The sequence below is a fragment of the Pseudomonas sp. Leaf48 genome, assembly GCF_001421885.1.
In the GTDB taxonomy this organism is placed as follows: Bacteria; Pseudomonadota; Gammaproteobacteria; order Pseudomonadales; family Pseudomonadaceae; genus Aquipseudomonas.
In genome coordinates this window covers 154037-178219 of sequence record NZ_LMLH01000002.1, presented here as the reverse complement: position 1 = coordinate 178219, position 24183 = coordinate 154037, and the positions used below count along the sequence as shown (strand labels likewise).

The window sequence follows — 24183 nt, the reverse complement described above, 5'->3', positions numbered from 1 at the left end:
CGAACAAGACCGCCGATCGCAGAATGTCAGTCACCAGTGACGCTGGATGTGCCGGCCTCATCGCGAGCAGGCTCGCTCCTACAGTTTGATCTTCAGTGAACACTAAGTTAATGGCCTGCAACCATCCCCTGGGGGAGCTGGCCTGCCGGCGATGGCGGCGACTCGGTCTGAACCCTTACCCGCGAGCCTCAAGAATCATGCAGGTCGTCGACCCGGTCGCATACAGCCGCCCATCCACATCATAAATCCGCCCCTCGGCCAGCGCCGTCGAGCGCCCCAGATGGACAATCTTGCCCTCGGCCCGCACCGGCCCGCTGGCACCGGTCAATGCCCGGACATAACTGATGCGCAGATCCAGGGTGGTGTAACCCTGGCCCTTTTTCAGTTGTGTATGAATCGCGCAACCCATGCACGAATCCAGCAAGGTTGCGGCATACCCGCCATGCACGCTGCCCAACGGGTTGTAATGCCGCGAGTCCGGGGTGCCCTGAAAGATGAACAACCCGGCGGACCATTCGATGGGGATGAAATCCATCAGCGCGCCGATGGGTGGAGAGGGCAGTTTGCCTTCGCCTATACCTTCGAAAAACTCGGCGGGGGACAGGGCGCTGACTTGGGCCATGGACAAACTGCCAGGCCCGGCAAGGCGTTCGCGCATGGCCTGTTCCTGTGCGAGCCATTGGGCGAGGGTGGCGTCACGGGTGGGGCTTTGCATGTTCATGTCCTCGGAGAACAGAAGATATTATGGCTGTAATTCTTTGCGATATTATGTCTGAAATAAAATCTCCGCTACCCCCAATCAGTTTGCCGCTAAAAACCTGCTGGCTGACCCGTCCCCCAAGGAGCTCATGGTGTTTTGCAGGCAGTATTCATCCAGCGAAATCAATTGCTCCTACACTATGGCCAATCATCGCGGTATTGGCCTTGCTGGAGTTGCTTGATGCTGTCACTGCTTACCGAACACCCGCTGGTCTGCGCCATGACGTTGATCGTCATCGATCTGGGCTTGTGGCGCTTGCTCAGTTCCATGGGCAGCGCCTGGCGACTGCTCGTACGGGTGGTGATTTTCGCCCTGTTCAGCGTGCTGCTGTTCAATGAAGGTCTCAATCCACTGGAACCCGCGCCCTGGCCCGATAACGTGCCCCTGCACCTGGCGGCCACTGGCCTGCAGATCGCTTGGTGGCTGTTTGCTGCGCGAACCCTGACGGTGTTGATCGGCGCTGGCATGATGCAACGGGTAGGGCACACCGGGCGGCTGCTGCAGGATCTGCTCGGGGCAGTGATCTTCCTGATTGCGGTCATCGCGGCCCTGGCCTACGTGCTCGAACTGCCGGTCAAAGGCGTGCTGGCCACCTCCGGTGCCTTGGCGATCATCGTCGGCCTGGCTTTGCAAAGCACCCTCAGCGACGTGTTTTCCGGGATAGTCCTCAACACCACCAAACCCTATCAACTCGATGACTGGATCTCCATAGACGGCACTGAAGGCCGGGTCACCGATATCGACTGGCGCGCCACGCGTCTGCAAACCGCCAAGGGCAGCATGGCGGTGATCCCCAACTCCTTGGCGGCCAAGGCCAAGATCATCAACTTCAGCAGGCCGAGCAATATGTTCGGCGTTTCCATTTCCCTGGTACTTAGCCCCCATGCACGGCCCAATACAGTGATCGACGCCCTGGAGCGGGCCATGCAGGGCTGTCGCTTTCTGCTCGACGAGCCGGCACCGAGCGTGGCACTGAAAAGCTCCGGCAGTACCGGGGTCGAGTATGAAATCAGCGGCTTCGTCGCGTCGATGAGCGAGAAACGTTCTGTGCGTAACCAACTGTTCGATCTGGCCTATCGGCACTTGCAGGCTTGTGGAGTCAGTTTGTTGTCCAGCGAGGAATTCGCTCCTTCGGCCGGGCTGTCACGGCAACGGGCGATGCTCGATAGTTCGCCGATTTTCTCCACCTTGCGTCAGGAGGAGAAAGACACTTTCAGCCAGAACATGACCCTGCAAGCCTTTCGCGCCGGGGAGACGATTCTGCAGGCGGGGGAGGTCAGCGATCATTTGTTCATCATTGAATCCGGGGTGGTCACAGTGACGCTGACCCGCCAGGGTGTGCCGTTAGAATCCGGTCGCATGGGCCCGGGGGAGGTGATCGGCGAGGCCGGCATCCTGTCCGATTCCGCGCTGCCCGCCACCTTTACCGCAAAAACCGCCTGCGCCCTGTACCGCATCGAGAAGCAATACCTCAAACCGTGCCTGGACGCCCGGCACGAGATCAATGATGCGATGAAAGCCTTGCTGGATTACCGGTTGCACAAGGCGCAATCGCTGACCCAGGATGTGCCGGTTGTGGCGCAGAAACGGGGGTTTTTGCAGTGGTTGCGTGATCGCAGTCATGTTTAGCCCAAAAAACGCGTTGTCAGGACCCAGTGGCCTCCTCGACTTCTGAAAGATTGGCTATTTGTGCTGAGCACCAGGGGGACTGACTTGGTGCCACACCCACTTCCGCCGACGCCATCAAGATGGGTGAAACCCCACGCCGGCTGTGCGGTGTCAGTGCCAGGCGCGCAAAAGTCTGAGCCTCAATGCCCATCGGCACTGGACGCGGCCGGTGGTTGCACCTTGCGCATCAGGGGCACCATCGCCGTGGCGATGATGAAGCAGACCATGATCATCAGAAACGCGTCGCCATAGGTTTGCGTCTGGGCTTCGCGGTAGGTCAAAAGCCATAACTGGTGCAGGCTGGCGGTGACTGCGGCGTCACCGCTCTGGCCGAGGGCGGCGAAGTTGTTGCCGACCTGGGACAGCCATTGATTCAGCGCTTCGTTAGTGCTGTTGAGGTTCTCCGCCAACCGGGTGAAGTGCAGGTTGGTGCGATCGTTGAGGATGGTCGCGCACGCGGCAATGCCGATGGCCCCGCCCAGGTTGCGCATCAGGTTGAACAACCCCGAAGCATGTTTGAGCCGCGCCGGCGCCAGGCCACCGAGGGTCAAGGTCACGGCCGGCGGTACCGCCAGTTGCTGGGCAATCCCGCGCAAGGCTTGGGGCAGCATCAGCTCTTTGGCCCCCCAGTCATGGGTGATCGGGCTGAAATCCCACATCGACAGCGCGAACAGGCCAAGGCCCGTCATCATGATCCAGCGCAGGTCGACGCGGTTGGCCAGAAAGGCATACAGAGGAATGGCCAGGATCTGGAACACCCCGGTGGAGAAAACTGCCAGGCCAATGTCCAGCGCACCGTAGCCGCGCACCCGCCCGAGAAATAGCGGCGTCAGGTAAATGGTGGCGAACAGGCCGATTCCGGTGACGAATGAAAAGAAGCAGCCGAGGGCGAAGTTGCGGTCCTTCAAGGCGCGCAAATCGACGATCGGGTTGGCCACGTGCAAGGTCCGGCCGATGAACGCCAGCCCGGCCAACCCGCTGACCCATGCCGTGGTCAGGATCGTGTGGTCGCTGAACCAGTTCCAGCGCGGTCCTTCCTCCAGGGTGTACTCCAGGCAGTCGAGGAACAGCGCCAGAAACACCATGCTCAAGTAGTCCGCGCCTTTGAGCAGCGACAATTCAGGCTGGTCGATTTTCACCAGCATCGGTACCGCTACGGCTACGAATACACCGGGCACCAGATTGATATAAAACAGCCAGTGCCAGGACGAAATATCGGTGATCCAGCCACCGATCACCGGGCCCAGGGTCGGCGCCAGCGATGCCACTGCGCCGATGGTTGCGGCAGCGATCACCCGTTGCTTGCCCGTGAAGAAAACGAACGCCGTGGTGAACACCAGAGGGATCATCGAACCGCCGAGAAAGCCTTGCAGGGCACGGAAAGCGATCATGCTCTGGATGTTCCAGGCCGCGCCGCAGAGCAGGCTGGTGAGGGTGAACCCCACGGCCGACGCGCAAAACAGCCAGCGTGTGGAAAACACCCGCGACAACCAGCCGGACAACGGGATCACGATGATTTCCGCGATCAGGTAGCTGGTCTGTATCCACGCGGTTTCGTCAGTGCCGGCGGACAGCCCGCCGCCGATGTCCCGCAGCGAGGCCGAGACAATCTGGATATCCAGCAGGGCAATGAACATGCCGACGCACATGCTGGCGAAGGCGAAGACTTTGGTCGCCGTCGCCATGCTTGCGGCATTGAACGGTTGCGCGGGCGCGGCGAGGGCGCGGCTCATGGCGCGCTGGCCACGGCGGGTGCTTCAGGCTCCTTGCGCGTGTCGACTTCAGCGGTCACCGACAGACCGGGACGCAGGTGGCCGAGCAGGCTGTCGGCCGGGTCGAGGTGGATGCGTACCGGTACCCGCTGGACGATTTTGGTGAAGTTGCCGGTGGCGTTTTCCGGTGGCAACACACTGAACTGCGAACCGCTGGCCGGCGCGAGGCTGTCCAGGTACCCGTGGAATGCCTGGCCCGAGAGCACATCGGCATGAATCACCACTCGCTGCCCCGGGAGCATACGCGCCAGTTGGTCTTCCTTGAAGTTGGCATCGACCCACAGCCCGCTGGAGGGTACTACCGAGAGTAACTGCGAACCCGCCTGTGCATAGGCCCCGACCCGGGCCCGGCGATTGCCGATCACGCCGTCGACCGGCGCGCGCAGCTCGGTGTAGCCGACATTCAGTTGCGCCAGATCGCGTTCGGCCCTGGACTGGATCAACGCGGCGCGGGCCTGCTGTTTCTGGGTGGCAATCACATTCAACTGGCGCTGCGCCGCCAGCAGCTCTGCCAGGGCGCGGTTGCTTTGCGCCTGGGCGGTCTTGAAGGTGGCATTGGCCCGTTGCGCGCTTTCTACCGAGACGGCACTGGTGCTGACCAGTTTTTTATAGCGCGCATCGTCGTCCCGGGAGCGGGCGGTTTCCGCACCGGCAGCATCGATGCCGGCACGGGCCTGGGCGATGACCGCCTGTTGCAGTTGTTCGGTGGCGTCGAGGTTGGCCAGCAAGGCCTCTTGCGCGGCGACCGCGCCTTCGGCCTTGGCCAGGTGGGCGCGGTAGTCGCGCGAATCGAGACGAATCAACAAGTCGCCGGCCTTGACCTGCTGGTTGTCGGTCACCAGCACTTCGTCGATGTAGCCTGCCACCTTCGGTCCTATCACCGTCACATTGGCGCCGATGTAGGCGTCGTCGGTTTCTTCGATGAAGCGCCCGGCGGTCCACCAGTGCGATGCGTACAGTCCAGCCAGCACCAGCGCCGCGATGCTCAGTGTCGACAGGAGCAGGCGCTTGAGCAGGCGAGGTTTAACGGTGTGCACCGGGACAACCAGGTCGGGCGCAACGGTGGGCATGCTGGTCATGGAAAAATACCTGTCGGAAGCGGCTTTTAACTACGATCGTAATATGACGTATGTAATATTTTGCCGCAAGCGGTTTTTGTGGCCGGTCTTCAGGTGATTTTTGCGGTAGGAAGGAATTGAATGCACAGAAAAAACAAAGGCCGGTGATCTCACGATCGCCGGCCTTTTTGTGCGGCTGTTATTTAAACGCGTTCGAAAATCGCCGCAATCCCCTGACCACCACCGATGCACATGGTCACCAGCGCATAACGGCCGTTGACGCGGTGCAGTTCATGGATGGCCTTGGTGGCGATGATCGCGCCGGTCGCGCCAACCGGGTGACCCAGGGCGATACCCGAACCGTTCGGGTTGACCTTGGCTGGGTCCAGGTCCAGTTCCTGGCTGACGGCACAGGCTTGGGCGGCGAAGGCGATGTTGGCTTCGATCACGTCCAGGTCGGCGACGGTCAGGCCGGCACGCTTGAGTGCCAGGCGGGTGGCCGGGATCGGGCCCAGGCCCATCAGTTCCGGCTCGACACCGGCGTGGGCGTAGCTGACCAGACGGGCCAGAGGGCGCAGGTTGCTGCCCTGAACCGCAGCACCGGTGGCCATGACCAGCGCAGCGGCGCCGTCGTTGAGGCCCGAAGCGTTACCGGCGGTGACCGAGCCGTCTTTCTTGAACGCCGGCTTCATGGCCGCCAGCTGTTCCATGGTCGTGGCACGTGGATGCTCGTCGAGGGTGAACAGTTTGGTTTCTTTGCGATCACGGATTTCCACGCCAGCGATCTGCTCGCTGAAGTAGCCGTTGGCAATGGCGTGGGCTGCACGCTTCTGGTCTTCCAGGGCCAGGGCGTCCTGCATTTCGCGGGTGATGCCGTTGCGCGCGGCAACGTTTTCCGCGGTGATGCCCATGTGGATGCCGTGGAACGGGTCATGCAGGATGCCGAGCATGTAGTCGATCGCTTGCACGTTACCCATGCGCGAACCCCAACGGGCGGTAGGCATCAGGTACGGGCCGCGGCTCATGGATTCGGCGCCGGCACCGATGGCGATGTCGGCATCGCCGAGCATCAGCGTCTGTGCAGCATTGATGATGGCTTGCAGGCCCGAACCGCACAGGCGGTTGACGTTGTAGGCCGGGGTTTCTTTCGGGATGCCGGCATTGATCGCGGCAACGCGGGAGATGTAGGCGTCGCGGGTGTCGGTCGGGATCACGTTGCCCATCACCAGATGGCCAACCTGGGCCGGATCGACGCCGGCCCGTTGCAGGGCGGCTTTCACGGCGGTGGTCGCGAGGTCGGCCGGCGGCACGTCCTTGAGTGAACCACCGAAGGTACCAATGGCGGTGCGGGCGGCGCTGACGACGTAGATTTCGGGGGTGTTCATGGCTGGGTTCCTTTCGGTGAATGCTTTTCGGTACTGCGATTGAGCAGGGCGTTCAAGGCGGTTTTCGCCTCGTCGGTGTTAAGTCGCTGGATGAACAGCAGGTTTTCTTCGCGCAAAGTGGCTTCAAGTTCTGCCAGGCTGGCCTGTTTCATCAACTGCCGGGATTGGCGCAAGGCCTCCTGCGGCAATGCGAGAAAGCGCTGGGCGATCTTTGTCGCCGCCGCCAGGCATTGGGCGCCGTCAGCGAAGGCTTCGTTGGCCAGGCCCCAGGCGACGGCCTCGCTCCCATCCAGGCTGTCGCCCAGCAGGAGCAAGCGCGCGGCGCGGGCGTGGCCGAGGCGGCGTGGCAACAACAGGCTGGCGCCGAACTCGGGGCACAGGCCCAGATTGACAAACGGCATGCGCAGCTTGGCATTGCGCGTGACCAATACCTGATCGCAATGCAGCAGCAAGGTGGTGCCAATGCCGATGGCCGCCCCGCATACCGCCGCAATCAACGGCTTTTGCAGGCGGGTCACCACCTTCATCAGGCGGAATGCCGGGCTGTCCAGATGCGTCGGTGGGTGCTGGAGAAAGTCCACCAGATCATTGCCGCTGGTGAAGCAGGTCGGGCCGCCGGTCAGGATGATGACGCCAGTCTGCTCGTCTTCGTCGGCGGCCAGCAAGAGGTCGGCCAGTTGCGTGTACAGGCTGTTGTTCAGTGCGTTGAGCTTGTCGGGACGGTCAAGTGTCAGCGTCAGTACGCCTTCACGTTGTTCGCGTTTGATCAAGTCAGTCATCACTTGTACCTGGGGTGGTCGGTTCAGGGTGCCACTTTAAGCGCCGGACACCCCCTGATCCATGGCAAAACGGGTCAACTGCGCTGCTGTTTTTTGCCATGCCTGCGAGCGAAAAGCGGTACACACCCATTCGGGGTATGGTGCGGCCCGGTAAATCGTCCAATAGTAAGGGCATCCGCGCATCCAGAGCCGAACTCGCTTGATACGGTGCATTTGCTATGGGCAAGACACTGCTTAAGGTGATTTCCAGTCTGTGAGGGTGTGCATCCTCGAAGTGGCGGCCGACGATGACCTCAAGCAGCGGGTGCAGTCGGCCTTCGAGCAATTGGGCTGTGATGTGCTCATCGAGCGCGAGCGGGAAGTAGCGCAGATGGTCTTGCGCGGACACTCGGTGAAGTCCATGGCCAGCCAGATGAACATCTCCCCGGAAACCGTGCGCATGCACCGCAAGAACCTGTACCGGAAACTGGAGGTGGGTTCGCAGTCGAAGTTGTTTGCGTTGTCTATCGAGTGGTTGCGCAGGCACTGACCTCTGTAGGAGCGAGCATGCTCGCGAAAAACCGGAGATCGCCACGGGGTGTCAGGCAGCCAGTGCCATCGTTCATGACCATCGTCGGAACGCCGCCCGGAGCATGCTCGCTCCTACAGGTCTTGTGTACAGCAGGGCACACGCGGACTTTTAGGAGCTGGCTTGTCGGCGATGGCGGTGGGTCAGTCGGCATCATCTTTGCCGGTTGATCGCCATCGCCAGCAAGCCGGCTCCTAAGGGACGTAGTCAGTCTTCGCGTTTTACGACCAGGGTCAGAATGTCGTAGCTCGCCACCAGCTCACCCAGCTGGTTGGTCACTTCCACATCCCACGCCACCACCCCTTGCGGGATGCCTTGCGGGCTCTTCTTGCCCTGGTCGATCTTGCGCTTGCAGGTCAGGCGCGCCTGGATGGTGTCGCCGATGCCCACCGGGTTGATGAAGCGCAGGGTATCGAGGCCGTAGTTGGCCAGCACCGGGCCGACGCCAGGGGATACGAACAGACCGGCCGCTGCCGACAGCACGAAGTAGCCGTGGGCGATGCGCTTGCCGAACTGCGATTCCTTGGCGGCGATGTCGTCGAAGTGCATGTAGAAGTGATCACCCGACAGGCAGCCGAAGTTCACCAGATCGGCCTCGGTGACGGTGCGACGGTGAGTCAGCAGCGACTCGCCGATCTGCAGGTCCTGGAAGTAGCGACGGAACGGGTGCACCTCGGTCTCGATAACCTTGGCACCACGCACGTACTCGCCGGTAACCGCCGCCAGCATAGTCGGCGAACCTTGCACTGCCGCGCGTTGCAGGTAGTGTTTCACGGCACGCAGACCGCCGAGTTCTTCACCGCCGCCGGCACGACCCGGACCGCCGTGCTTGAGTTGCGGCAGCGGCGAGCCGTGGCCAGTGGATTCGCCAGCGGATTCACGGTCCAGCACCAACAAACGACCATGCAACGCAGCCGCCACCGGAATGGCTTTGGCGGCGATTTGCGGATCTTTGGTGATCAAACTGGCCACCAGGCTGCCTTTGCCGCGTGCCGCCAGAGCCAGCGCTTCATCGAGGTCGTCGTAAGCCATCAACGTGCTGACCGGACCGAACGCTTCAATATCGTGGGCGCCGCCTTCGGCATGCGGGTCGCGGGCCTGCAACAGGGTAGGGGCGAAGAACGCGCCGTTGTCGACGTTGACACCACGCGGCTCGAAACCGTCGCGAGCGCCAAACAGCATGTCGCTGCTCTGTAACAGGCTTTCCAGGCGCTCGGCCACGTCTTTTTGCTGGTCGTGGGAAGCCAGTGCACCCATGCGTACGCCTTCCACTGACGGATCGCCAACCACCACTTTGGCCAGGCGATCACGCAGGCGCGTGGCCACGGCATCGATGTGTTTGGCCGGCACGATGGCGCGGCGGATGGCGGTGCATTTCTGCCCGGCCTTGGTGGTCATCTCCCGGGCGACTTCCTTGATGAACAGCTCGAACTCTTCATCATCCGGAGTGACGTCCGGGGCGAGGATCGCGCAGTTCAGCGAGTCGGCTTCGGCATTGAACGGCACCGAGTTGCGAATCAGGTTCGGGTTGACCCGCAACTTGGCCGCAGTGTCGGCGGAACCGGTGAAGGTCACCACGTCCTGGCCTTGCAGGCGGTCGAGCAAATCACCTGTGCCGCCGATGATCAATTGCAGGCTACCCGGTGGGAGCAGGCCGGATTCGTCCATCATGCGTACCACGGCTTCGGTCAGATAGCTGGTGGCGCTGGCTGGTTTGACAATGCATGGCATGCCGGCGAGGAAGCTCGGGGCGAACTTTTCCAGCATGCCCCAGATCGGGAAATTGAACGCATTGATGTGCACCGCCAGGCCACCGCGAGGCACCAGGATGTGGGTGCCGGCGAACGTACCCATTTTGCTCAGCTGCATGGCCGGGCCTTCGTGGACGACGTTGCCCGACGGCAGTTCACGGGAGCCGAGGCTGGCGTAGGTGAACAGCGTGCTGTTGCCGCCTTCGATGTCGATCCAGCTGTCGGCACGGGTGGCGCCACTGTGGTGGGAAATCGCGTAGAGCTGTTCCTTGCGCTCGCTCAGGTACAGGGCCAGAGCCTTGAGACGTTGAGCGCGTTGCTGGAAATCCAGAGCCATCAAGCCACTGATGCCCTGGCGACGGCCGTGCTCGATGGCTTCGGCGAAGTCCGGACGCTCCTCATGAGTACGGGCGATTTCATGGCCGTCGATGGCGCTACGCAGTACTTGAGCGCCTTGTTGGCCGATCCAGCGACCGGCGATGAAACTTTGCAGGGTGGGGGCATGCAGTGCAGGTGAAGAGGACATCACGATTGCTCCTGGTAGTGAAAGATGTGGGCGCGGCCGCAACCGCGCCTTTGCAGGATTACCAAAGCGCCAGGGTGTAACCGACGATCAATCGGTTCTCATCAATGGCGGTATTCAAATCTTTGCGTGCGGGTCTCATTATTTTTTTCCCTGCCCACTGAGCGCTCTTCATTTAGTGTTTGCTGGCACCGGAGGCACCAATGCCGGTCATCGAGCGGATGAACTGCGCCAGATAACGGCCACGCTCAAGGGCTGCACGGGGGGAGGTGTCGGTAACGGAAAACAGCCAGGCACTGAAGAACGCCAGACTCATGGAAAACAGCGCAGGGTTGGAGTACGGGAAGATCGCCTTGTCGTGATGCATCACGTTGACCCACACCGCAGGGCTCAGGACCAGCAGGACAATTGCCGAGACCAGTCCCATCAGGCTGCCGGTGACCGCGCCGCGGGTGGTCAGGCCTTTCCAGTACATCGAAAGGAACAGCACCGGGAAATTCACCGAGGCGGCGATGGCCAGCACCAGGCCGGACAGGAAGGCAATGTTCTGCGACTCGAACAGCAGGCCGAGGATGATCGCCAGCACGCCGATGCACAGGGTGGCGATCCGCGACACGCGCATTTCCTGTTGCTCGCTGGCCTTACCCTTGCGCATCACGCAGGCATACAAGTCATGGGATACCGCCGAGGCGCCGGACAGCGCGAGCCCGGCGACCACCGCCAGAATGGTGGCGAAGGCGACTGCGGAAATGAACCCCAGGAACAGATTGCCGCCCACCGCGTGGGCCAGGTGCACGGCGACCATGTTGCCGCCGCCGATGATTGCGCCGCTGGCGTCACGGAACGCCGGATCGGTACCGACCATGACGATTGCGCCGAAGCCGACGATGATCAGCAGCAAGTAGAAGTAGCCAATGAAACCGGTGGCGTAGAACACGCTTTTACGCGCTTCCTTGGCATCGCTGACGGTGAAGAAACGCATCAGGATGTGCGGCAGGCCGGCAGTGCCGAACATCATGCCCAGCCCCAGGGAGATCGCGTCGATCGGGTTGGAGAGCAAGCCGCCAGGCGCCATGATCGCGTTGCCCTTGGCATGCACGGCGGTGGCGCCGGCAAACATCGCCTCGGTGCTGAAACCGAAATGCTTGAGCACCATGAACGCCATGAAAGTGGTGCCGAACAACAGCATCACCGCCTTGATGATCTGCACCCAGGTGGTGGCGAGCATGCCGCCGAAGGTCACGTAGAACACCATCAACACGCCGACCAACATGACTGCGTAGAGGTAGTCGATGCCGAACAGCAACTCGATCAGCTTGCCGGCGCCGACCATCTGCGCCACCAGGTACATCAGGGCCACGGTCAAGGTGCCGAACGCCGAAGTCAGGCGCACCGGCGTTTGCTCAAGGCGATAGGAGACGACATCGGCGAAGGTGTATTTGCCCAGGTTGCGCAGGCGTTCGGCAATCAAGAACAGAATGATCGGCCAGCCGGCCAATACGCCCAGCGCGTAGAGCAAGCCGTCATAGCCATTGAGGAACATCATCGCGGAGATGCCGAGGAACGAGGCTGCCGAAATCATGTCGCCGGCAATCGCCAGGCCGTTCTGAAAGCCGGTCATGCCACCGCCGGCGGTGTAGAAGTCGGCGGTGGACCGGGTGCGAAGTGCCGCCCAGCGCGTCACGCCGAGGGTGAACAGCACGAACACCAGGAACATGCCGATGGCATTCCAGTTCAGTGGGCGAGTGGCGCCGTCGCCGGCCATCGCAATATCAGTGACAGTCGCCAGCGGCAGCAGGAACAACGCGAGAAGGCGGCTCATCGGGCGCACTCCTGCTTGAGTTTTTCATTGAGCGGGTCGATCACGTTGTTGGCGCGATAGACATAGAAACCGGTCAAGGCAAAGGCCAGCACCACGATCACGACGCCCACCAGCATGCCCACGGTGGTCACGCCACCGCTCAGGGATTGGCCCAGGGTAGAAGGGGAGAAAGCCACCAGCAGCACGAAGCCGTAATAGATCACCAGCATGGCCAGGCTCAAGGACCAGTACAGCTTTTGTTTGCGCCGCACCAACTGGATGAAATCCGGGTGCTGGCGGATGAGTTCTATGTCTTGGGGTGTCATGACGCGCTCTCCTTTGTTGTTTTTGTTTTGGGTGAAACAGTTTCGGGTTGGAACTGGATCAATGTGGGAGCGGGCTTGCTCGCGAAGAGGCCGTCACATTCAACATGGATGGCGCCTGATATTCCGTCTTCGCGAGCAAGCCCGCTCCCACAGGGTTTGTGTTATCCGACAAAACAGGGCATCAGAGTTGGTCGAAATCCAGCACGACCTTGTCGCTGATCGGGAACGCCTGGCACGACAGCACGTAACCGGCGGCCACTTCGTAGTCTTCCAGGGCGTGGTTGCTGTCCATTTCCACTTCGCCTTCGATGACCTTGCACTTGCAGGTCGAGCACACGCCGGCCTTGCACGAATAGGGCAGTTCCGCGCCTTGCTCGTTACCGGCGTCGAGGATGCTCTGGCTGTTGCGTGGCAGGTCGAAGGCCAGGGCACGGCCGTCGCTGATCACGGTGATCTGGCTGACTGCCGCATCCACCTGTCGCGCGGCTTCACGGGCGGCACGTTTGTGCTCGCTGCCGGCGGCAGCGAACAGTTCGAAATGAATGCGCTCGGGCTGCATGCCCTTGGCCTTGAGGCTGTCGCGCACGGTTTCGGTCATTTCCTGTGGGCCGCAGATGAAGGCGGCGTCGAGCGTTTTGACGTCGAGCCAGCGGCTGAACAGTTGCTCGCATTTCTCGGCGTTGATCCGGCCGTTGTACAGGTCGACATCCTGCTGTTCGCGGCTGAACACGAAGATCAGGTTCAGGCGTTGCAGGTAGCGGTTTTTCAGGTCTTCGAGCTGTTCGCGAAACAGCGCACCGGAGCTGGAACGGTTGCCGTACAGCAGGGTGACGCGGCTGTGGGGCTCGGTTTGCAACGTGGTCTTGATGATCGACAGAATCGGCGTGATGCCGCTGCCTGCCGCGACCGCAAGGTAATTGCCGTGGCGCGCCGGGTCGAGTTCGACGCAAAAATGCCCGGCCGGCGGCATCACTTCCAGGCTATGCCCGGCTTGCAGTTGCTCGTTGGCAAAGGCAGAGAAACGCCCGCCCGCCACACGCTTGATGGCAACGCGCAGTTCACCGTCGTTGACGCCGGTGCAGATCGAATAGGAGCGGCGCACTTCTTCGCCGTCCAACTGGGTGCGCATCACCAGGTGCTGGCCCTGGGTGAAGTGGAAACTGTCCTGCAAGTGCTGCGGAATCTCGAAGGCGATGGATACCGCGTCACGGGTCTCGGCACGCACGTCCTTGATGGTCAGGCTGTGAAATTTACTCATTGTTGTTCTCCAGCTGGGACGGCCGATTGCCGCTCAGATGCACTTGAAATAGTCGAACGGTTCCCGGCACTCGATGCAGCGATACAGCGCCTTGCACGCGGTGGAACCAAACTCGCTGAGCACTTCGGTGTGGGCGCTGCCGCATTGCGGGCAGACGACCACCGGGCTCTCGCCGAGCAGGCTGCGCTTGCTGGTACTGCCTTCGGGTGGCGCGATGCCGTAAGCGCGCAGGCGTTCGCGGCCGATGTCGCTGATCCAGTCGGTGGTCCAGGCCGGGGTCAATTTGCGCTCGAGTTGCGGCGCCTTGAATCCGGCGAGTTCCAGGGCTTGGCGGATGTCGCTCTCGATCACCTCGGTGGCCGGGCAGCCGGAGTAGGTCGGCGTGACCACCACGTGAAGGTGACCGGCCTGCCAGTCGAGATCGCGAACGATGCCCAGGTCAACGACGCTGACCACTGGCACTTCCGGGTCCATGACCTCGGACAGGATCGCCCACGCGGCAGCCAGGTCGGTTGGTTGAGCCGGCCGGGCGCCGAGGTCGCTGGCGATCAGATCACCAGGTTGCATCGGGGTACGCTCGGGGCAGGAACTGCATTTCCGCCAGCAGGATGCCCAGGTGTTCGGTGTGCAGGCCCTTGCGTGCATTCAGGTAGAAATAGCTTGGCGCAGCGGGAACGGGCAGGGTGGCGCTGGTGAAAATCCCGTTGACCTTGGCTTGCCACTGGTCGGCGACGCTGGAGATGTCCGGCGTGATACCGGCGTCGCATAGGCGTTGTTCGCTGTCGTCGGCGGCGATCAGCTCGACGGTGAAGCGCCAGACTTCGGGGATCGCCGCGAGCATGCGCTGGTGGCTTTCCTCGGTGCCGTCACCCAGACGCTCGATCCATTCGCCGGAACGACGCAGGTGATAGGTCACTTCCTTAACGGCTTTGGCGGCGATCCCGGCAATGCGTTCGTCGCTGGACTGGCTCAGGCCCTGCAGCACCGGCAGATGCCAGGCGTCATAGAGAAACTGCTTGAGCATGGTCACCGCGAAGTCGCCGTTGGGTTGCTCCACCAGCAGCAGGTTGCGATAGGCGCGCTCGTCACGGCGAAACGCCAGGTGATCGGCGTCGCGGCCGTCATCCAGCAGTTCGGCGGCGTAGTCCAGCCAGTTGCGTGCCTGGCCCACCAGGTCGAGGCCGACGTTCATCAGCGCCAGCTCTTCTTCCAGGGCCGGTGCCTTGCCGCACCATTGGCACAGGCGCTGGCCCTGGATCAGGGCGCTGTCGCCGAGGCGCAGCAGGTATTCGATCAGATCGGTCTTGTTGTTCATGGTCGACCTCACATGTGCCCGACTTCGGCCGGCAGCTCGTAGAAGCTGGCGTGGCGGTAAACCTTGTCGTCCGATGGGTCGAACAGCGGGTCTTTTTCATCGGGGGAGGAGGCGGTGATCAGGGCCGAAGGCACCACCCACAGGCTCACGCCTTCGCTGCGACGGGTGTAGAGCTCGCGCGCATTCTCGATGGCCATGGTGGTGTCGGCGGCATGTACGCTGCCGACGTGCTTGTGGTTGAGGCCGTGCTTGCTGCGCACGAAGACTTCGAAGAGGGTCCATTCGGACATGGCGGTGTCTCCAGATCAGGTGGCCGAATCAGGCGGCGTTCTTGTTTTGTTTTTTGCGGGCGTGGGCGACGGCGGCTTCACGAACCCAGGCACCGTCTTCAATCGCCTTGCGGCGGGTGTCGACGCGCTCCTGATTGCACGGGCCGTTGCCCTTGAGCACTTCGTAGAATTCGCTCCACTGGATTTCGCCGAAGTCGTAGTGGCCACGTTCGGCGTTCCACTTCAAGTCCGGGTCGGGGCAGGTGCAGCCCAAAAGCTCAAGCTGCGGGATGGTCTGGTCGATGAAGCGCTGGCGCAGTTCGTCGTTGCTCTGGCGCTTGATTTTCCAGGCCATCGATTGCGCACTGTTCGGCGAGTGTTCGTCGCTTGGGCCAAACATCATCAGCGACGGCCACCACAGGCGATTGATCGCGTCCTGGACCATGTCTTTTTGCGCCTGAGTACCGTGGCGCATCATGGTCAGCAGGATTTCGTAGCCCTGGCGCTGGTGGAAGCTCTCTTCCTTGCAGATGCGGATCATCGCCCGCGAGTACGGGCCGTAGGAGGTGCGCTGCAGCACCACCTGGTTGACGATCGCCGCCCCATCGACCAGCCAGCCTACTGCGCCCATGTCGGCCCAGTTCAGCGTCGGGTAATTGAAAATGCTCGAGTACTTGGCCTTGCCGCTGTGCAGCTTGTCGATCTCTTCATCGCGGTCAGCGCCGAGGGTTTCCATGGCGCTGTACAGGTAGAGACCGTGGCCGGCTTCGTCCTGGATCTTGGCCATCAGTTGCAGTTTGCGCTTGAGGCTTGGCGCGCGGGTGACCCAGTTGCCTTCCGGCAGCATGCCGACGATTTCCGAGTGAGCGTGCTGCGAGATCTGCCGGATGAGGGTCTGGCGATAGGCATCGGGCATCCAGTTTTTTGCTTCGATCTTGATTTCTGAATCGATTTTTTCCTGGAAGGCGCGTTCCTGTTCGGACATCTCCGACAGGTCCTTGATGCGCTTTACGCCGGTTTCTACAAGCTGTGCGTACATTCGGGTGTCTCCCGCCGTGAATCTGTTGAAGGCATGGAGAACTTTATAAGCGATACAGAAATTAATATCAAACAGTAAATATCGTGTCGTATGTGTTTTTGTATCGCTTTGGGATGGACGGTCTTTGCCAAGATCCAAAAAGCCACCCTCACCCCAGCCCTCTCCCGGAGGGAGAGGGAGCCGACGGAGGGGTTCTTTCGAGGTGCATCGACCTGAAAAAACGGGTTGGACTCAGGTTTGGAGAGGGAGGGGAGCCGAAGGTGGGTTCTTTCGAGGTGCATCGACCTAAAAAACGGGTTGGACTCAGGTTTGGAGAGGGGGGAGCCGACGGTGGGTTCTTTCGAGGTGCATCGGCCTGAAAAACGGGTTGGACTCAGGTTTGGAAAGGGAGGGGAGCCGACGGTGGGTTCTTTCGAGGTGCATCGACCTGAAAAAACGGGTTGGACTCAGGTTTGGAGAGGGGGGAGCCGACGGTGGGTTCTTTCGAGGTGCATCGACCGGAAAATTTCGAGTCGAACTCAGGTTTTGAAATCTACAAAGATCTGCTCCCTTTCCCCCTCGCCCCCTTGGGGGAGAGGGCTGGGGTGAGGGGGTTGGATCTCAGCCGCTACGCATAACTTGAACTTTCCACCCGCGCAAAAAAAGCCCCGCAAAAGCAGGGCCATAAGGGGTGCAGCAGTCATTCTTTAAACCATCACGCCTTGGGACGCTTATCCACCACGTGGCAAGCCTTGCCCTCCGACCGCTTGATCGCGTGGAACGGCTGCAAAACGATCCGCGAACTGATCCCGATATACGTCTTGATGTGCTTGCTCAACTCGCCACAAACCGCCTTCTGCTGTTCATCGCTCATGTGCTGATGTTCAGCCCGAAGCTCGACATGCACGTCGACGCTGTCCAGGTTGCCATTGCGATACAGATGAATTTCGTAGCACTCGGAAAGTTGTTTGACTTTCAGTACCTGCTCCTCGATCTGGGTCGGGAATACGTTGACCCCACGAATGATCAGCATGTCATCGCTGCGCCCGGTGATCTTGTCGATGCGCCGCATCGGTCGTGCGGTGCCCGGCAGCAGGCGCGTCAGGTCCCGGGTGCGGTAGCGGATCATCGGCAGGGCTTCTTTGCTCAGGGAGGTGAACACCAGCTCACCCATCTGACCGTCCGGCAGCACTTCGCCAGTGACCGGGTCGATGATTTCCGGGTAGAAATGGTCTTCCCAGATAGTCGGGCCATCCTTGGTTTCGGCACATTCCATGGCCACGCCCGGGCCCATGATTTCCGAAAGACCGTAGATGTCCAGGGCCGTGATGCCCATGCGCGCTTCAATGGCGCTGCGCAGTTCGGCGGTCCATGGCTCGGCGCCGAAGATGCCCAGGCGCAGGGCGAGTTTGTGCGGGTCGATGCCCTGGCGCTCGATTTCATCGGCGATGTTGAGCATGTAGGACGGCGTGACCATGATGATGTCCGGCTGGAAATCCTTGATCAGTTGCACTTGTTTCTCGGTCTGGCCGCCGGACATCGGAATCACCGTGCAGCCCAGGCGTTCGGCACCGTAATGCGCGCCGAGCCCGCCGGTGAACAGGCCGTAGCCATAGGAGATGTGTACCTTGTCGCCACGCCGGCCACCGGCTGCGCGGATCGAGCGTGCGACCACGTTGGCCCAGGTGTCTATGTCGTTCTGGGTGTAGCCGACCACGGTCGGTTTGCCGGTGGTGCCACTGGATGCGTGCAGGCGCACGATGTCGTGCATCGGCACGGCAAACATGCCGTAGGGGTAGTTGTCGCGCAGGTCGGACTTGGTGGTGAAGGGGAACTTCGCCAGGTCATCCAGGGACTTGATGTCGTCCGGGTGCACGCCCAGGGCATCGAAGCGCTGACGGTACAGCGGCACGTTGTTGTAGGCGTGGTTCAGGCTCCAGCGCAGGCGCTCCAGCTGATGCTGGCGCAACTCGTCGATGCTGGCGGTTTCCAGCGGGTCCAGCACAGGATCAAGCGTGGATCGGGCTATTGGCATGTTCATAACTTCACTCGAATTATTTTTGTGTTCCAGCCCTTTGCACAGGGGCTTTGAGTGCATGCCCCAAGGATACCTCTCGGCTCCCCGGGAATCGCGGTTCTTTAGTCGGACAAGCGCTCGATGATCAGCGCGATGCCTTGGCCGACGCCGATGCACATGGTGCACAGGGCGTAGCGACCGTTGCGTTCCTCAAGCTCATGCAGGGCGGTGGTGACCAGGCGCGCGCCACTCATGCCTAGCGGATGACCGAGGGCAATGGCGCCGCCGTTGGGGTTGACCCGTGGATCGGTGTCGCTCAGGCCCAGTTCGCGCAATACCGCCAGGCCTTGTGCGGCAAAGGCTTCGTTGAGCTCGATGACGTCCATGTCCGCCAGGCTCAGGTTGGCCACTTCCAGCACCTTGCGCGTTGCCGGTACCGGGCCGATGCCCATGATTCGCGGTTCGACGCCCGCGGTGGCCATCGCCACCACCCGACCGCGTGCGGTCAGGCCGTGACGTTTGGCGACTTCGGGGCTGGCCAGCAACAGGGCGCAGGCACCGTCATTGACTCCGGAGGCGTTGCCGGCGGTGATGCTGCCGCCTTCGCGGAACGGTGTGCCGAGTTTGGCAAGCTGTTCCAGGGTGGTATCGCCGCGCGGGTGCTCATCGTGCTCGACCACTTTGGCCGGGCCTTTGCGCTGGGGAATTTCTACTGCAACGATCTCCTTGGCCAAGCGCCCGTTGGCCTGGGCCGCAGCGGCGCGTTGCTGGCTGCGCAGGGCGAAAGCGTCCTGATCGGCCCGGGAGATGTTGAACTGTGCGGCGACGTTTTCCGCGGTTTCCGGCATGGAGTCGATGCCGTAGGCCTTTTTCATCAGTGGATTGACGAAGCGCCAGCCGATGGTGGTATCGAAGATCTCGGCCTGGCGGGAAAATGCCTGCTCGGCCTTGCCCATCACCAGCGGTGCGCGGGACATCGATTCGACGCCGCCGACCAGCATCAGGCCGACTTCGCCACTGCGAATAGCCCGGGCTGCGCTGCCGACCGCATCCAGCCCGGAACCGCACAGGCGATTGAGGGTGGTGCCGGGCACGCTGACCGGCAAGCCGGCCAGCAGTGCCGACATGCGTGCGACGTTGCGGTTGTCTTCACCGGCCTGGTTGGCGCAGCCGTAGATCACGTCGTCGACCGTGTTCCAGTCGACTTGCGGGTGGCGGCGCAGCAGTTCGCGCAGGGGCACCGCGCCGAGGTCGTCGGCGCGCACGCCGCTCAGCACTCCGGCATAGCGGCCGATCGGGGTGCGTACCGCGTCGATGATCAGGGCGTCATTCATCAGGGGTCTCCTGCGCCAGCACGGGGCCGCGCACTTTGTAGGATTTGCCGTGGAACAGGGCGATCAACTGACCCTGCTGGTTTTCAATGCGTACGTCATAGTTGCCGGTGCGCCCGGAACGGCTTTGCTCGATGCAGTCGGCGTTCAACGTATCGCCCAGTCGTGCCGGGGCGATGTAGTCGATGCTGCAGCCGATGGCCACGGTGGCTTCGTTGTAGCTGTTGCAAGCGAACGCGAACGCCGAGTCGGCGAGGGCGAACAGGTAGCCGCCGTGGCAGGTGCCATGGCCCTGGAGCATGTCGGCGCGTACGGTCATGCCCACCCGGGCGCAACCGGGACCTGCGGACAGCAGGCGCATGCCCATGGCCTGGCTGGCGGTGTCGCGCTGGAACAAGGCCTGGGCGCAGGTGCTGGCCAGGTTCATCGCTTCATGGTTAGTCATGGAATGTTCTCCCTTCAGCGACCCGGCGACGCAACAGCAGCGAAGGGCGATAGCGTTCTTCGCCGTAAACGGCTTGCAGGTTTTCCAGTACGCTGAGGATGTGCCGCAGCCCGATCGCATCCGCCCAGGCCAGCGGGCCTTGCGGGTAATTGACCCCGGCGCGCATGGCCAGATCGATGTCGGCGGCCGAAGCCACGCCTTGCAGCAGGGCATCGGCGGCTTCGTTGGCGAGCATGGCCACGGTACGCAGCACCGCGAGGGCGGGGCTGTCGCTGAGTTGGCTGACTTTGAAGCCGGCCTGGTGCAGTAGCGCGATTCCTTGTTCCAGAGCTTGTGGGTCAATGCCCTCCGCGCAACTGATGGCGATGCGTTTGGCCTGGCCGTAATCCAGTGCCAGGTCCAGCAGAATCAGATTGCGCAGCCCGTCTTCCCTGGCGCGCTGGCAAGCCATGCGTCCATCGCTCAAAGCCAGTACGGCGTCGCCGACGCGCAGCAGGCCCCGGCCATCGCGCTGGATAACTTCGATGCCCTGCTCGCGAAGGCGCGCAAGCAGACCCCGGGCAATGCCCAGATCACCTTCGACGATGCACACATCCACGGTCGCGGTGCTGGCGACCTGCGCAGGTAACGCGCGCTCGACACCTTCGGCGTAAGAATAGAAACCCTGCCCGCTCTTGCGACCCAGGCGCCCGCCGTCCACCAGTTCTTTCTGGATCAGCGAAGGCAGGAAGCGCGTGTCGTTGTAGTAGGCGTTGAACACCGAGCAGGTCACCGCGTAGTTGACGTCGTGGCCGATCAGGTCGGTCAGCTCGAACGCACCCATGGCAAATCCGCCGGCGTCGCGCATCAGTGCATCCAGGGTAGGGCAATCGGCAGCGCCTTCCTGCAGCAGGCGCAGGCTTTCGGCATAAAACGGCCGGGCCACGCGGTTGACGATGAAGCCCGGAGTAGAGCGGGTATGCACCGGTTTTTTGCCCCAGGCCCTGGCGGTGTCGTACAGGCATTCGGCCAGGACTGGATCGCTGGCCAGCCCGGAAACGATTTCCACCAGCGCCATCACCGGCGCCGGGTTGAAGAAGTGCAGGCCGAGCAGGCGCTGCGGATGGCTCAGCTGTGCAGCAATGCTGGTGATCGACAGCGACGAGGTGTTGCTGGCCAGAATGCAGTGTTCGCCGCAGATGCCTTCGAGCTGGCGGAACAGCGCGCGCTTGACCTCAAGGTTCTCGACGATGGCTTCGATGATCAAATCGCAATCGGCCAGGGCTTCGATGGCTTCCACAGCCACCAGGCGACCAATGGTTGCGCTGCGCGACTCGGCGGACAGCTTGCCGCTGTCGACCCGCTTGCCCAATTGCCGGTTGATGCCTTCGATGGCTTGTGCCGCGGCGCCGGGACGGTTGTCCAGCAGCAGCACCGGGTGCCCGGCCTGTGCCGCGACCTGAGCGATGCCGGCACCCATGGCCCCGGCGCCGATCACGGCGATACGTGCGGTAGTGTTCAGTGCGCTCATGGCTCAGCGCCCCTTGAAGCTTGGGCTGCGTTTTTCCATGAAGGCGCCGACGCCTTCGCGATAATCCTCACTGCGCCCGGCCAGGCGTTGCAGATCGCGTTCCAGCTCCAGCTGTTCGTCGAAGCTGTTGCTCATGCTGGCGTTCAGGCTGCGTTTGATCAGTGCCAGGCCGTAGGTCGGCTGAGTGGCCAGGTGGCGCGCCAGCTTCAAGGCTTCGTCGCGCAGTTCGGCGTCTTCCACGCAGCGGTAGATCAGGCCCCATTGCTCGGCCTGCTCGGCGGTCAGGCGGTTACCCAACAGCGCCAGCGCCTTGGCCCGCGCCATGCCGACCAGGCGTGGCAGGGTCCAGGTGCCACCGGAATCAGGAATCAGGCCGATTTTGCAGAAGGCCTGAATGAAACTGGCCGAGCGCGCCGCCAGCACCAGGTCGCAGGCCAATGGGATGTTGGCCCCAGCCCCGGCCGCCACGCCATTGACCGCGCAGATCACCGGCAGCGGCAGGTCGCGCAACTGGCGGATCATCGGGTTGTAGAACTTCTCGATCGACTCACCCAGATCCGGCACGGCGCTGCCCGGTGCGACGTTGCGATCGCTCAGGTCTTGCCCGGCGCAGAAGCCTCGGCCTTCACCGGTCAGCAACAAGACGCGCACGTCCGGATTCTGCCGCACCTGTTTCAGCGCCTCCTTCACTTCACCATGCATTTGCGTGTTGAAACTGTTGAGCTGGTCCGGGCGGTTGAGGCTGAGCAGGGCGACGCCGGCCTCGATGGAAAACAGGATGTGTTCGAAGTTCATGGTCTGGGCGCTCTCTTGGCGGTCATTCGAATTCGGTGGCTGATAACCGGTTTATTCGCCGGTGAAGTTCGGCCGGCGTTTTTCCTGGAACGCGCGGATGCCTTCGTCGCGGTCGCGGGTGCCCGCCAGCAAGGTGAAGGCGTGGCGCTCGAAACGCAGGCCGCTGGCGAGGTCGGTGTCCATGGCCTTGAGCAGCGCTTCCTTGGCCAGGCGCACTGCCAGCGGAGCCTTGGCGGCAATGCTGCGGGCGACCTGCACGGCACGTTCGACGGTCAATTCCGGTTGCGTCACTTCACTGACCAGGCCGGCGCGCTGGGCCTGGTGGGCGTCGATTGCGTCGCCGGTCAGGACCATTTGCATCGCCATGGACTTGCCGACAGCGCGTAGCAGGCGCTGGGTGCCCCCGGCGCCGGGCATGATCCCGAGGTTGATTTCCGGCTGGCCGAAGCGGGCGTCTTCACCGGCAATGATGATGTCGGCGTGCATGGCCAGTTCGCAGCCACCGCCGAGGGCGAAACCGTTGACGGCGGCGATCAGTGGTTTGCTGAAGCGGGTGATGCTTTGCCACGAGGCCTGGCGCGGGTCGTTGAGGACACCGACCAGATTGCATTCGGCCATTTCCTTGAGGTCGGCACCGGCGGCGAACGCCTTGCGGCTGCCGGTGACGACCACGGCGCGGGTCGCGGGGTCAGCTTGCGCGGCGTTCAGTTCGTCGGCCAGCTCACCCAGCAACTCGGTGGTCAGGGCATTCAGGGCTTGCGGACGCTGCAGGGTAATCAGGCGAACGCCGGGCTCGATCAGCTCGACAGCAAGGGTTTGAGGCATGGCGGATGCCCTCGTGGTGCAGGCTCGGCGTGGCGCCGGCTCGTTATTGGATCGGCCGCAGGGGCCGGTTATGCCCAAGTATAGCTACAACGTGATACGCAAAAGCAATATCAAAATAGGTTTAACGTGTCTTAATGGTGGTTGGTTTGATGGGAGGTGATTGTGTTTAAATCCATTTAATTTCGATCTAATCCCCGTTTTTATTGGGTTTTATGAGGATCTACCAGGCGTAATGCAGGTCGTCGGAAAGGGCTTTTCCAAGTGATACGGTTTTTTGTCTTTGTGATGTTAAAAGTGATGTGATACAAAACAAATCATTATCCGCATCGCTTTGCGAAGGAAGCTCCCATGACTTGCTACAGCCTTGATGGCCTGACCCCGGTGGTTGACCCGAGCGCTTACGTGCATCCGTCGGCTGTATTGATCGGTGATGTGATCGTCGGTCCGCATTGTTATGTCGGCCCCCTGGCGAGCCTGCGTGGGGACTTCGGACGAATCGTGCTGGAGGAGGGCGCCAACCTGCAGGACACCTGCGTGATGCACGGCTTTCCCGATAGCGACACCGTGGTCGAACGCAATGGTCATATAGGGCATGGCGCAGTGCTGCACGGCTGCCGGATCGGTGCCGACGCACTGGTCGGCATGAATGCCGTGGTGATGGACAACGCACGGATCGGCCCGCGGTCATTCGTCTCGGCGGCGGCGTTCGTCAAAGCGGGATTCGAATGCCCGGAGCAGTCGCTGGTGATGGGCGCGCCGGCCATCGTCAAGCGCAGCCTCAGCGATCAGGAAGTGGCGTGGAAACTGGCGGGTACCCGGGAGTATCAGCAACTGGCCCAGCGTTGCCTGGAACAGATGCAGGTTTGCGAGCCGCTGACCGAGCCGGAGCCCGATCGCCCACGCATCAGCGATAGCGCCCTGCGGCCCAAAGGTAATCGCGTGTGAATACAGTCCCAGTGGGAGCGGGCTTGCTCGCGAAAGCGCAGTGTCAGACGACAGATTTATAAAC

General features: G+C 62.0%; 21 protein-coding genes and 1 pseudogene. 3 read left to right on the top strand and 19 right to left on the bottom strand.

The window, feature by feature from the left end:
- Positions 1 to 175: 175 nt before the first annotated feature.
- The gene (locus tag ASE98_RS02820) at positions 176 to 715 is read right to left on the bottom strand and encodes a PaaI family thioesterase (RefSeq protein ID WP_060539917.1); all 540 of its coding nucleotides are present in this window, start codon (positions 713 to 715) and stop codon (positions 176 to 178) included.
- 225 nt (positions 716 to 940) lie between these two features.
- Between ASE98_RS02820 and ASE98_RS02815 the strand changes: the two genes are divergently transcribed.
- Positions 941 to 2389 carry a mechanosensitive ion channel domain-containing protein gene (locus ASE98_RS02815; protein WP_060539891.1) on the top strand — a complete coding sequence of 483 codons (1449 nt, stop codon included), beginning with the start codon at positions 941 to 943 and terminating at the stop codon, positions 2387 to 2389.
- A 179-nt stretch (positions 2390 to 2568) separates the two neighbouring features.
- On the opposite strand, the gene ASE98_RS02810 is transcribed toward ASE98_RS02815, so the two are convergent.
- From ASE98_RS02810 to ASE98_RS02795, 4 genes are all read right to left on the bottom strand, one after another.
- Positions 2569 to 4161 (bottom strand): DHA2 family efflux MFS transporter permease subunit, encoded by a 1593-nt coding sequence (locus tag ASE98_RS02810; protein WP_060539890.1) that lies wholly within the window; start codon positions 4159 to 4161, stop codon positions 2569 to 2571.
- Complete coding sequence (locus ASE98_RS02805) at positions 4158 to 5279, bottom strand: HlyD family secretion protein (RefSeq protein ID WP_060539889.1); 1122 nt, start codon at positions 5277 to 5279, stop codon at positions 4158 to 4160. The genes ASE98_RS02810 and ASE98_RS02805 overlap by 4 nt, the downstream gene beginning before the upstream one ends.
- A 182-nt stretch (positions 5280 to 5461) precedes the next feature.
- A complete protein-coding gene (locus ASE98_RS02800; protein ID WP_060539888.1) occupies positions 5462 to 6643 on the bottom strand; it encodes an acetyl-CoA C-acyltransferase family protein in 1182 nt (393 codons plus the stop codon).
- On the bottom strand, positions 6640 to 7422 hold the full coding sequence (locus ASE98_RS02795; RefSeq protein WP_060539887.1) for an enoyl-CoA hydratase-related protein: 783 nt from the start codon (positions 7420 to 7422) through the stop codon (positions 6640 to 6642). The genes ASE98_RS02800 and ASE98_RS02795 overlap by 4 nt, the downstream gene beginning before the upstream one ends.
- A 286-nt stretch (positions 7423 to 7708) precedes the next feature.
- On the opposite strand from ASE98_RS02795, the pseudogene ASE98_RS02790 reads away from it, so the two are divergent.
- Positions 7709 to 7951 (top strand): annotated as a pseudogene (locus ASE98_RS02790) (helix-turn-helix domain-containing protein); the annotation flags it as partial.
- A gap of 246 nt (positions 7952 to 8197) precedes the next feature.
- Here ASE98_RS02790 and paaZ read toward each other — a convergent pair.
- The 14 genes from paaZ to paaF form a co-directional block, all read right to left on the bottom strand.
- Positions 8198 to 10267, bottom strand: a complete 2070-nt coding sequence (paaZ, locus tag ASE98_RS02785; RefSeq protein WP_060539885.1) for a phenylacetic acid degradation bifunctional protein PaaZ — start codon at positions 10265 to 10267, stop codon at positions 8198 to 8200.
- A 172-nt stretch (positions 10268 to 10439) separates the two neighbouring features.
- Complete coding sequence (locus tag ASE98_RS02780; protein ID WP_060539884.1) at positions 10440 to 12086, bottom strand: cation acetate symporter; 1647 nt, start codon at positions 12084 to 12086, stop codon at positions 10440 to 10442.
- Complete coding sequence (locus tag ASE98_RS02775; protein WP_060539883.1) at positions 12083 to 12391, bottom strand: DUF485 domain-containing protein; 309 nt, start codon at positions 12389 to 12391, stop codon at positions 12083 to 12085. The genes ASE98_RS02780 and ASE98_RS02775 overlap by 4 nt, the downstream gene beginning before the upstream one ends.
- Before the next feature lie 181 nt (positions 12392 to 12572).
- Positions 12573 to 13649: a 1,2-phenylacetyl-CoA epoxidase subunit PaaE gene (gene paaE / locus ASE98_RS02770; RefSeq protein WP_060539882.1), complete on the bottom strand. Its 1077-nt coding sequence runs from the start codon at positions 13647 to 13649 to the stop codon at positions 12573 to 12575.
- A gap of 33 nt (positions 13650 to 13682) precedes the next feature.
- Positions 13683 to 14216: a 1,2-phenylacetyl-CoA epoxidase subunit PaaD gene (gene paaD, locus ASE98_RS02765; protein ID WP_060539881.1), complete on the bottom strand. Its 534-nt coding sequence runs from the start codon at positions 14214 to 14216 to the stop codon at positions 13683 to 13685.
- Complete coding sequence (gene paaC, locus ASE98_RS02760; protein ID WP_060539880.1) at positions 14203 to 14964, bottom strand: 1,2-phenylacetyl-CoA epoxidase subunit PaaC; 762 nt, start codon at positions 14962 to 14964, stop codon at positions 14203 to 14205. The genes paaD and paaC overlap by 14 nt, the downstream gene beginning before the upstream one ends.
- An 8-nt stretch (positions 14965 to 14972) precedes the next feature.
- A complete protein-coding gene (gene paaB, locus ASE98_RS02755; RefSeq protein WP_007943393.1) occupies positions 14973 to 15254 on the bottom strand; it encodes a 1,2-phenylacetyl-CoA epoxidase subunit PaaB in 282 nt (93 codons plus the stop codon).
- A 28-nt stretch (positions 15255 to 15282) separates the two neighbouring features.
- On the bottom strand, positions 15283 to 16272 hold the full coding sequence (gene paaA, locus ASE98_RS02750) for a 1,2-phenylacetyl-CoA epoxidase subunit PaaA (protein WP_060539879.1): 990 nt from the start codon (positions 16270 to 16272) through the stop codon (positions 15283 to 15285).
- A 694-nt stretch (positions 16273 to 16966) separates the two neighbouring features.
- Positions 16967 to 18292 carry a phenylacetate--CoA ligase PaaK gene (gene paaK, locus ASE98_RS02745; RefSeq protein WP_060539878.1) on the bottom strand — a complete coding sequence of 442 codons (1326 nt, stop codon included), beginning with the start codon at positions 18290 to 18292 and terminating at the stop codon, positions 16967 to 16969.
- Between the two features lie 98 nt (positions 18293 to 18390).
- Entirely contained in the window at positions 18391 to 19602 is a 1212-nt protein-coding gene (gene pcaF / locus ASE98_RS02740; RefSeq protein ID WP_060539877.1) for a 3-oxoadipyl-CoA thiolase, read from the bottom strand.
- Complete coding sequence (gene paaI, locus ASE98_RS02735; protein WP_060539876.1) at positions 19595 to 20044, bottom strand: hydroxyphenylacetyl-CoA thioesterase PaaI; 450 nt, start codon at positions 20042 to 20044, stop codon at positions 19595 to 19597. The genes pcaF and paaI overlap by 8 nt, the downstream gene beginning before the upstream one ends.
- Positions 20037 to 21554 carry a 3-hydroxyacyl-CoA dehydrogenase PaaH gene (paaH, locus tag ASE98_RS02730; RefSeq protein WP_060539875.1) on the bottom strand — a complete coding sequence of 506 codons (1518 nt, stop codon included), beginning with the start codon at positions 21552 to 21554 and terminating at the stop codon, positions 20037 to 20039. The genes paaI and paaH overlap by 8 nt, the downstream gene beginning before the upstream one ends.
- 3 nt (positions 21555 to 21557) lie before the next feature.
- Positions 21558 to 22349 carry a 2-(1,2-epoxy-1,2-dihydrophenyl)acetyl-CoA isomerase PaaG gene (gene paaG, locus ASE98_RS02725; RefSeq protein WP_060539874.1) on the bottom strand — a complete coding sequence of 264 codons (792 nt, stop codon included), beginning with the start codon at positions 22347 to 22349 and terminating at the stop codon, positions 21558 to 21560.
- Between the two features lie 51 nt (positions 22350 to 22400).
- Entirely contained in the window at positions 22401 to 23174 is a 774-nt protein-coding gene (paaF, locus tag ASE98_RS02720) for a 2,3-dehydroadipyl-CoA hydratase PaaF (RefSeq protein WP_060539873.1), read from the bottom strand.
- A 348-nt stretch (positions 23175 to 23522) separates the two neighbouring features.
- Between paaF and paaY the strand changes: the two genes are divergently transcribed.
- The gene (gene paaY / locus ASE98_RS02715) at positions 23523 to 24119 is read left to right on the top strand and encodes a phenylacetic acid degradation protein PaaY (protein ID WP_060539872.1); all 597 of its coding nucleotides are present in this window, start codon (positions 23523 to 23525) and stop codon (positions 24117 to 24119) included.
- The last annotated feature ends 64 nt before the right edge of the window (positions 24120 to 24183 follow it).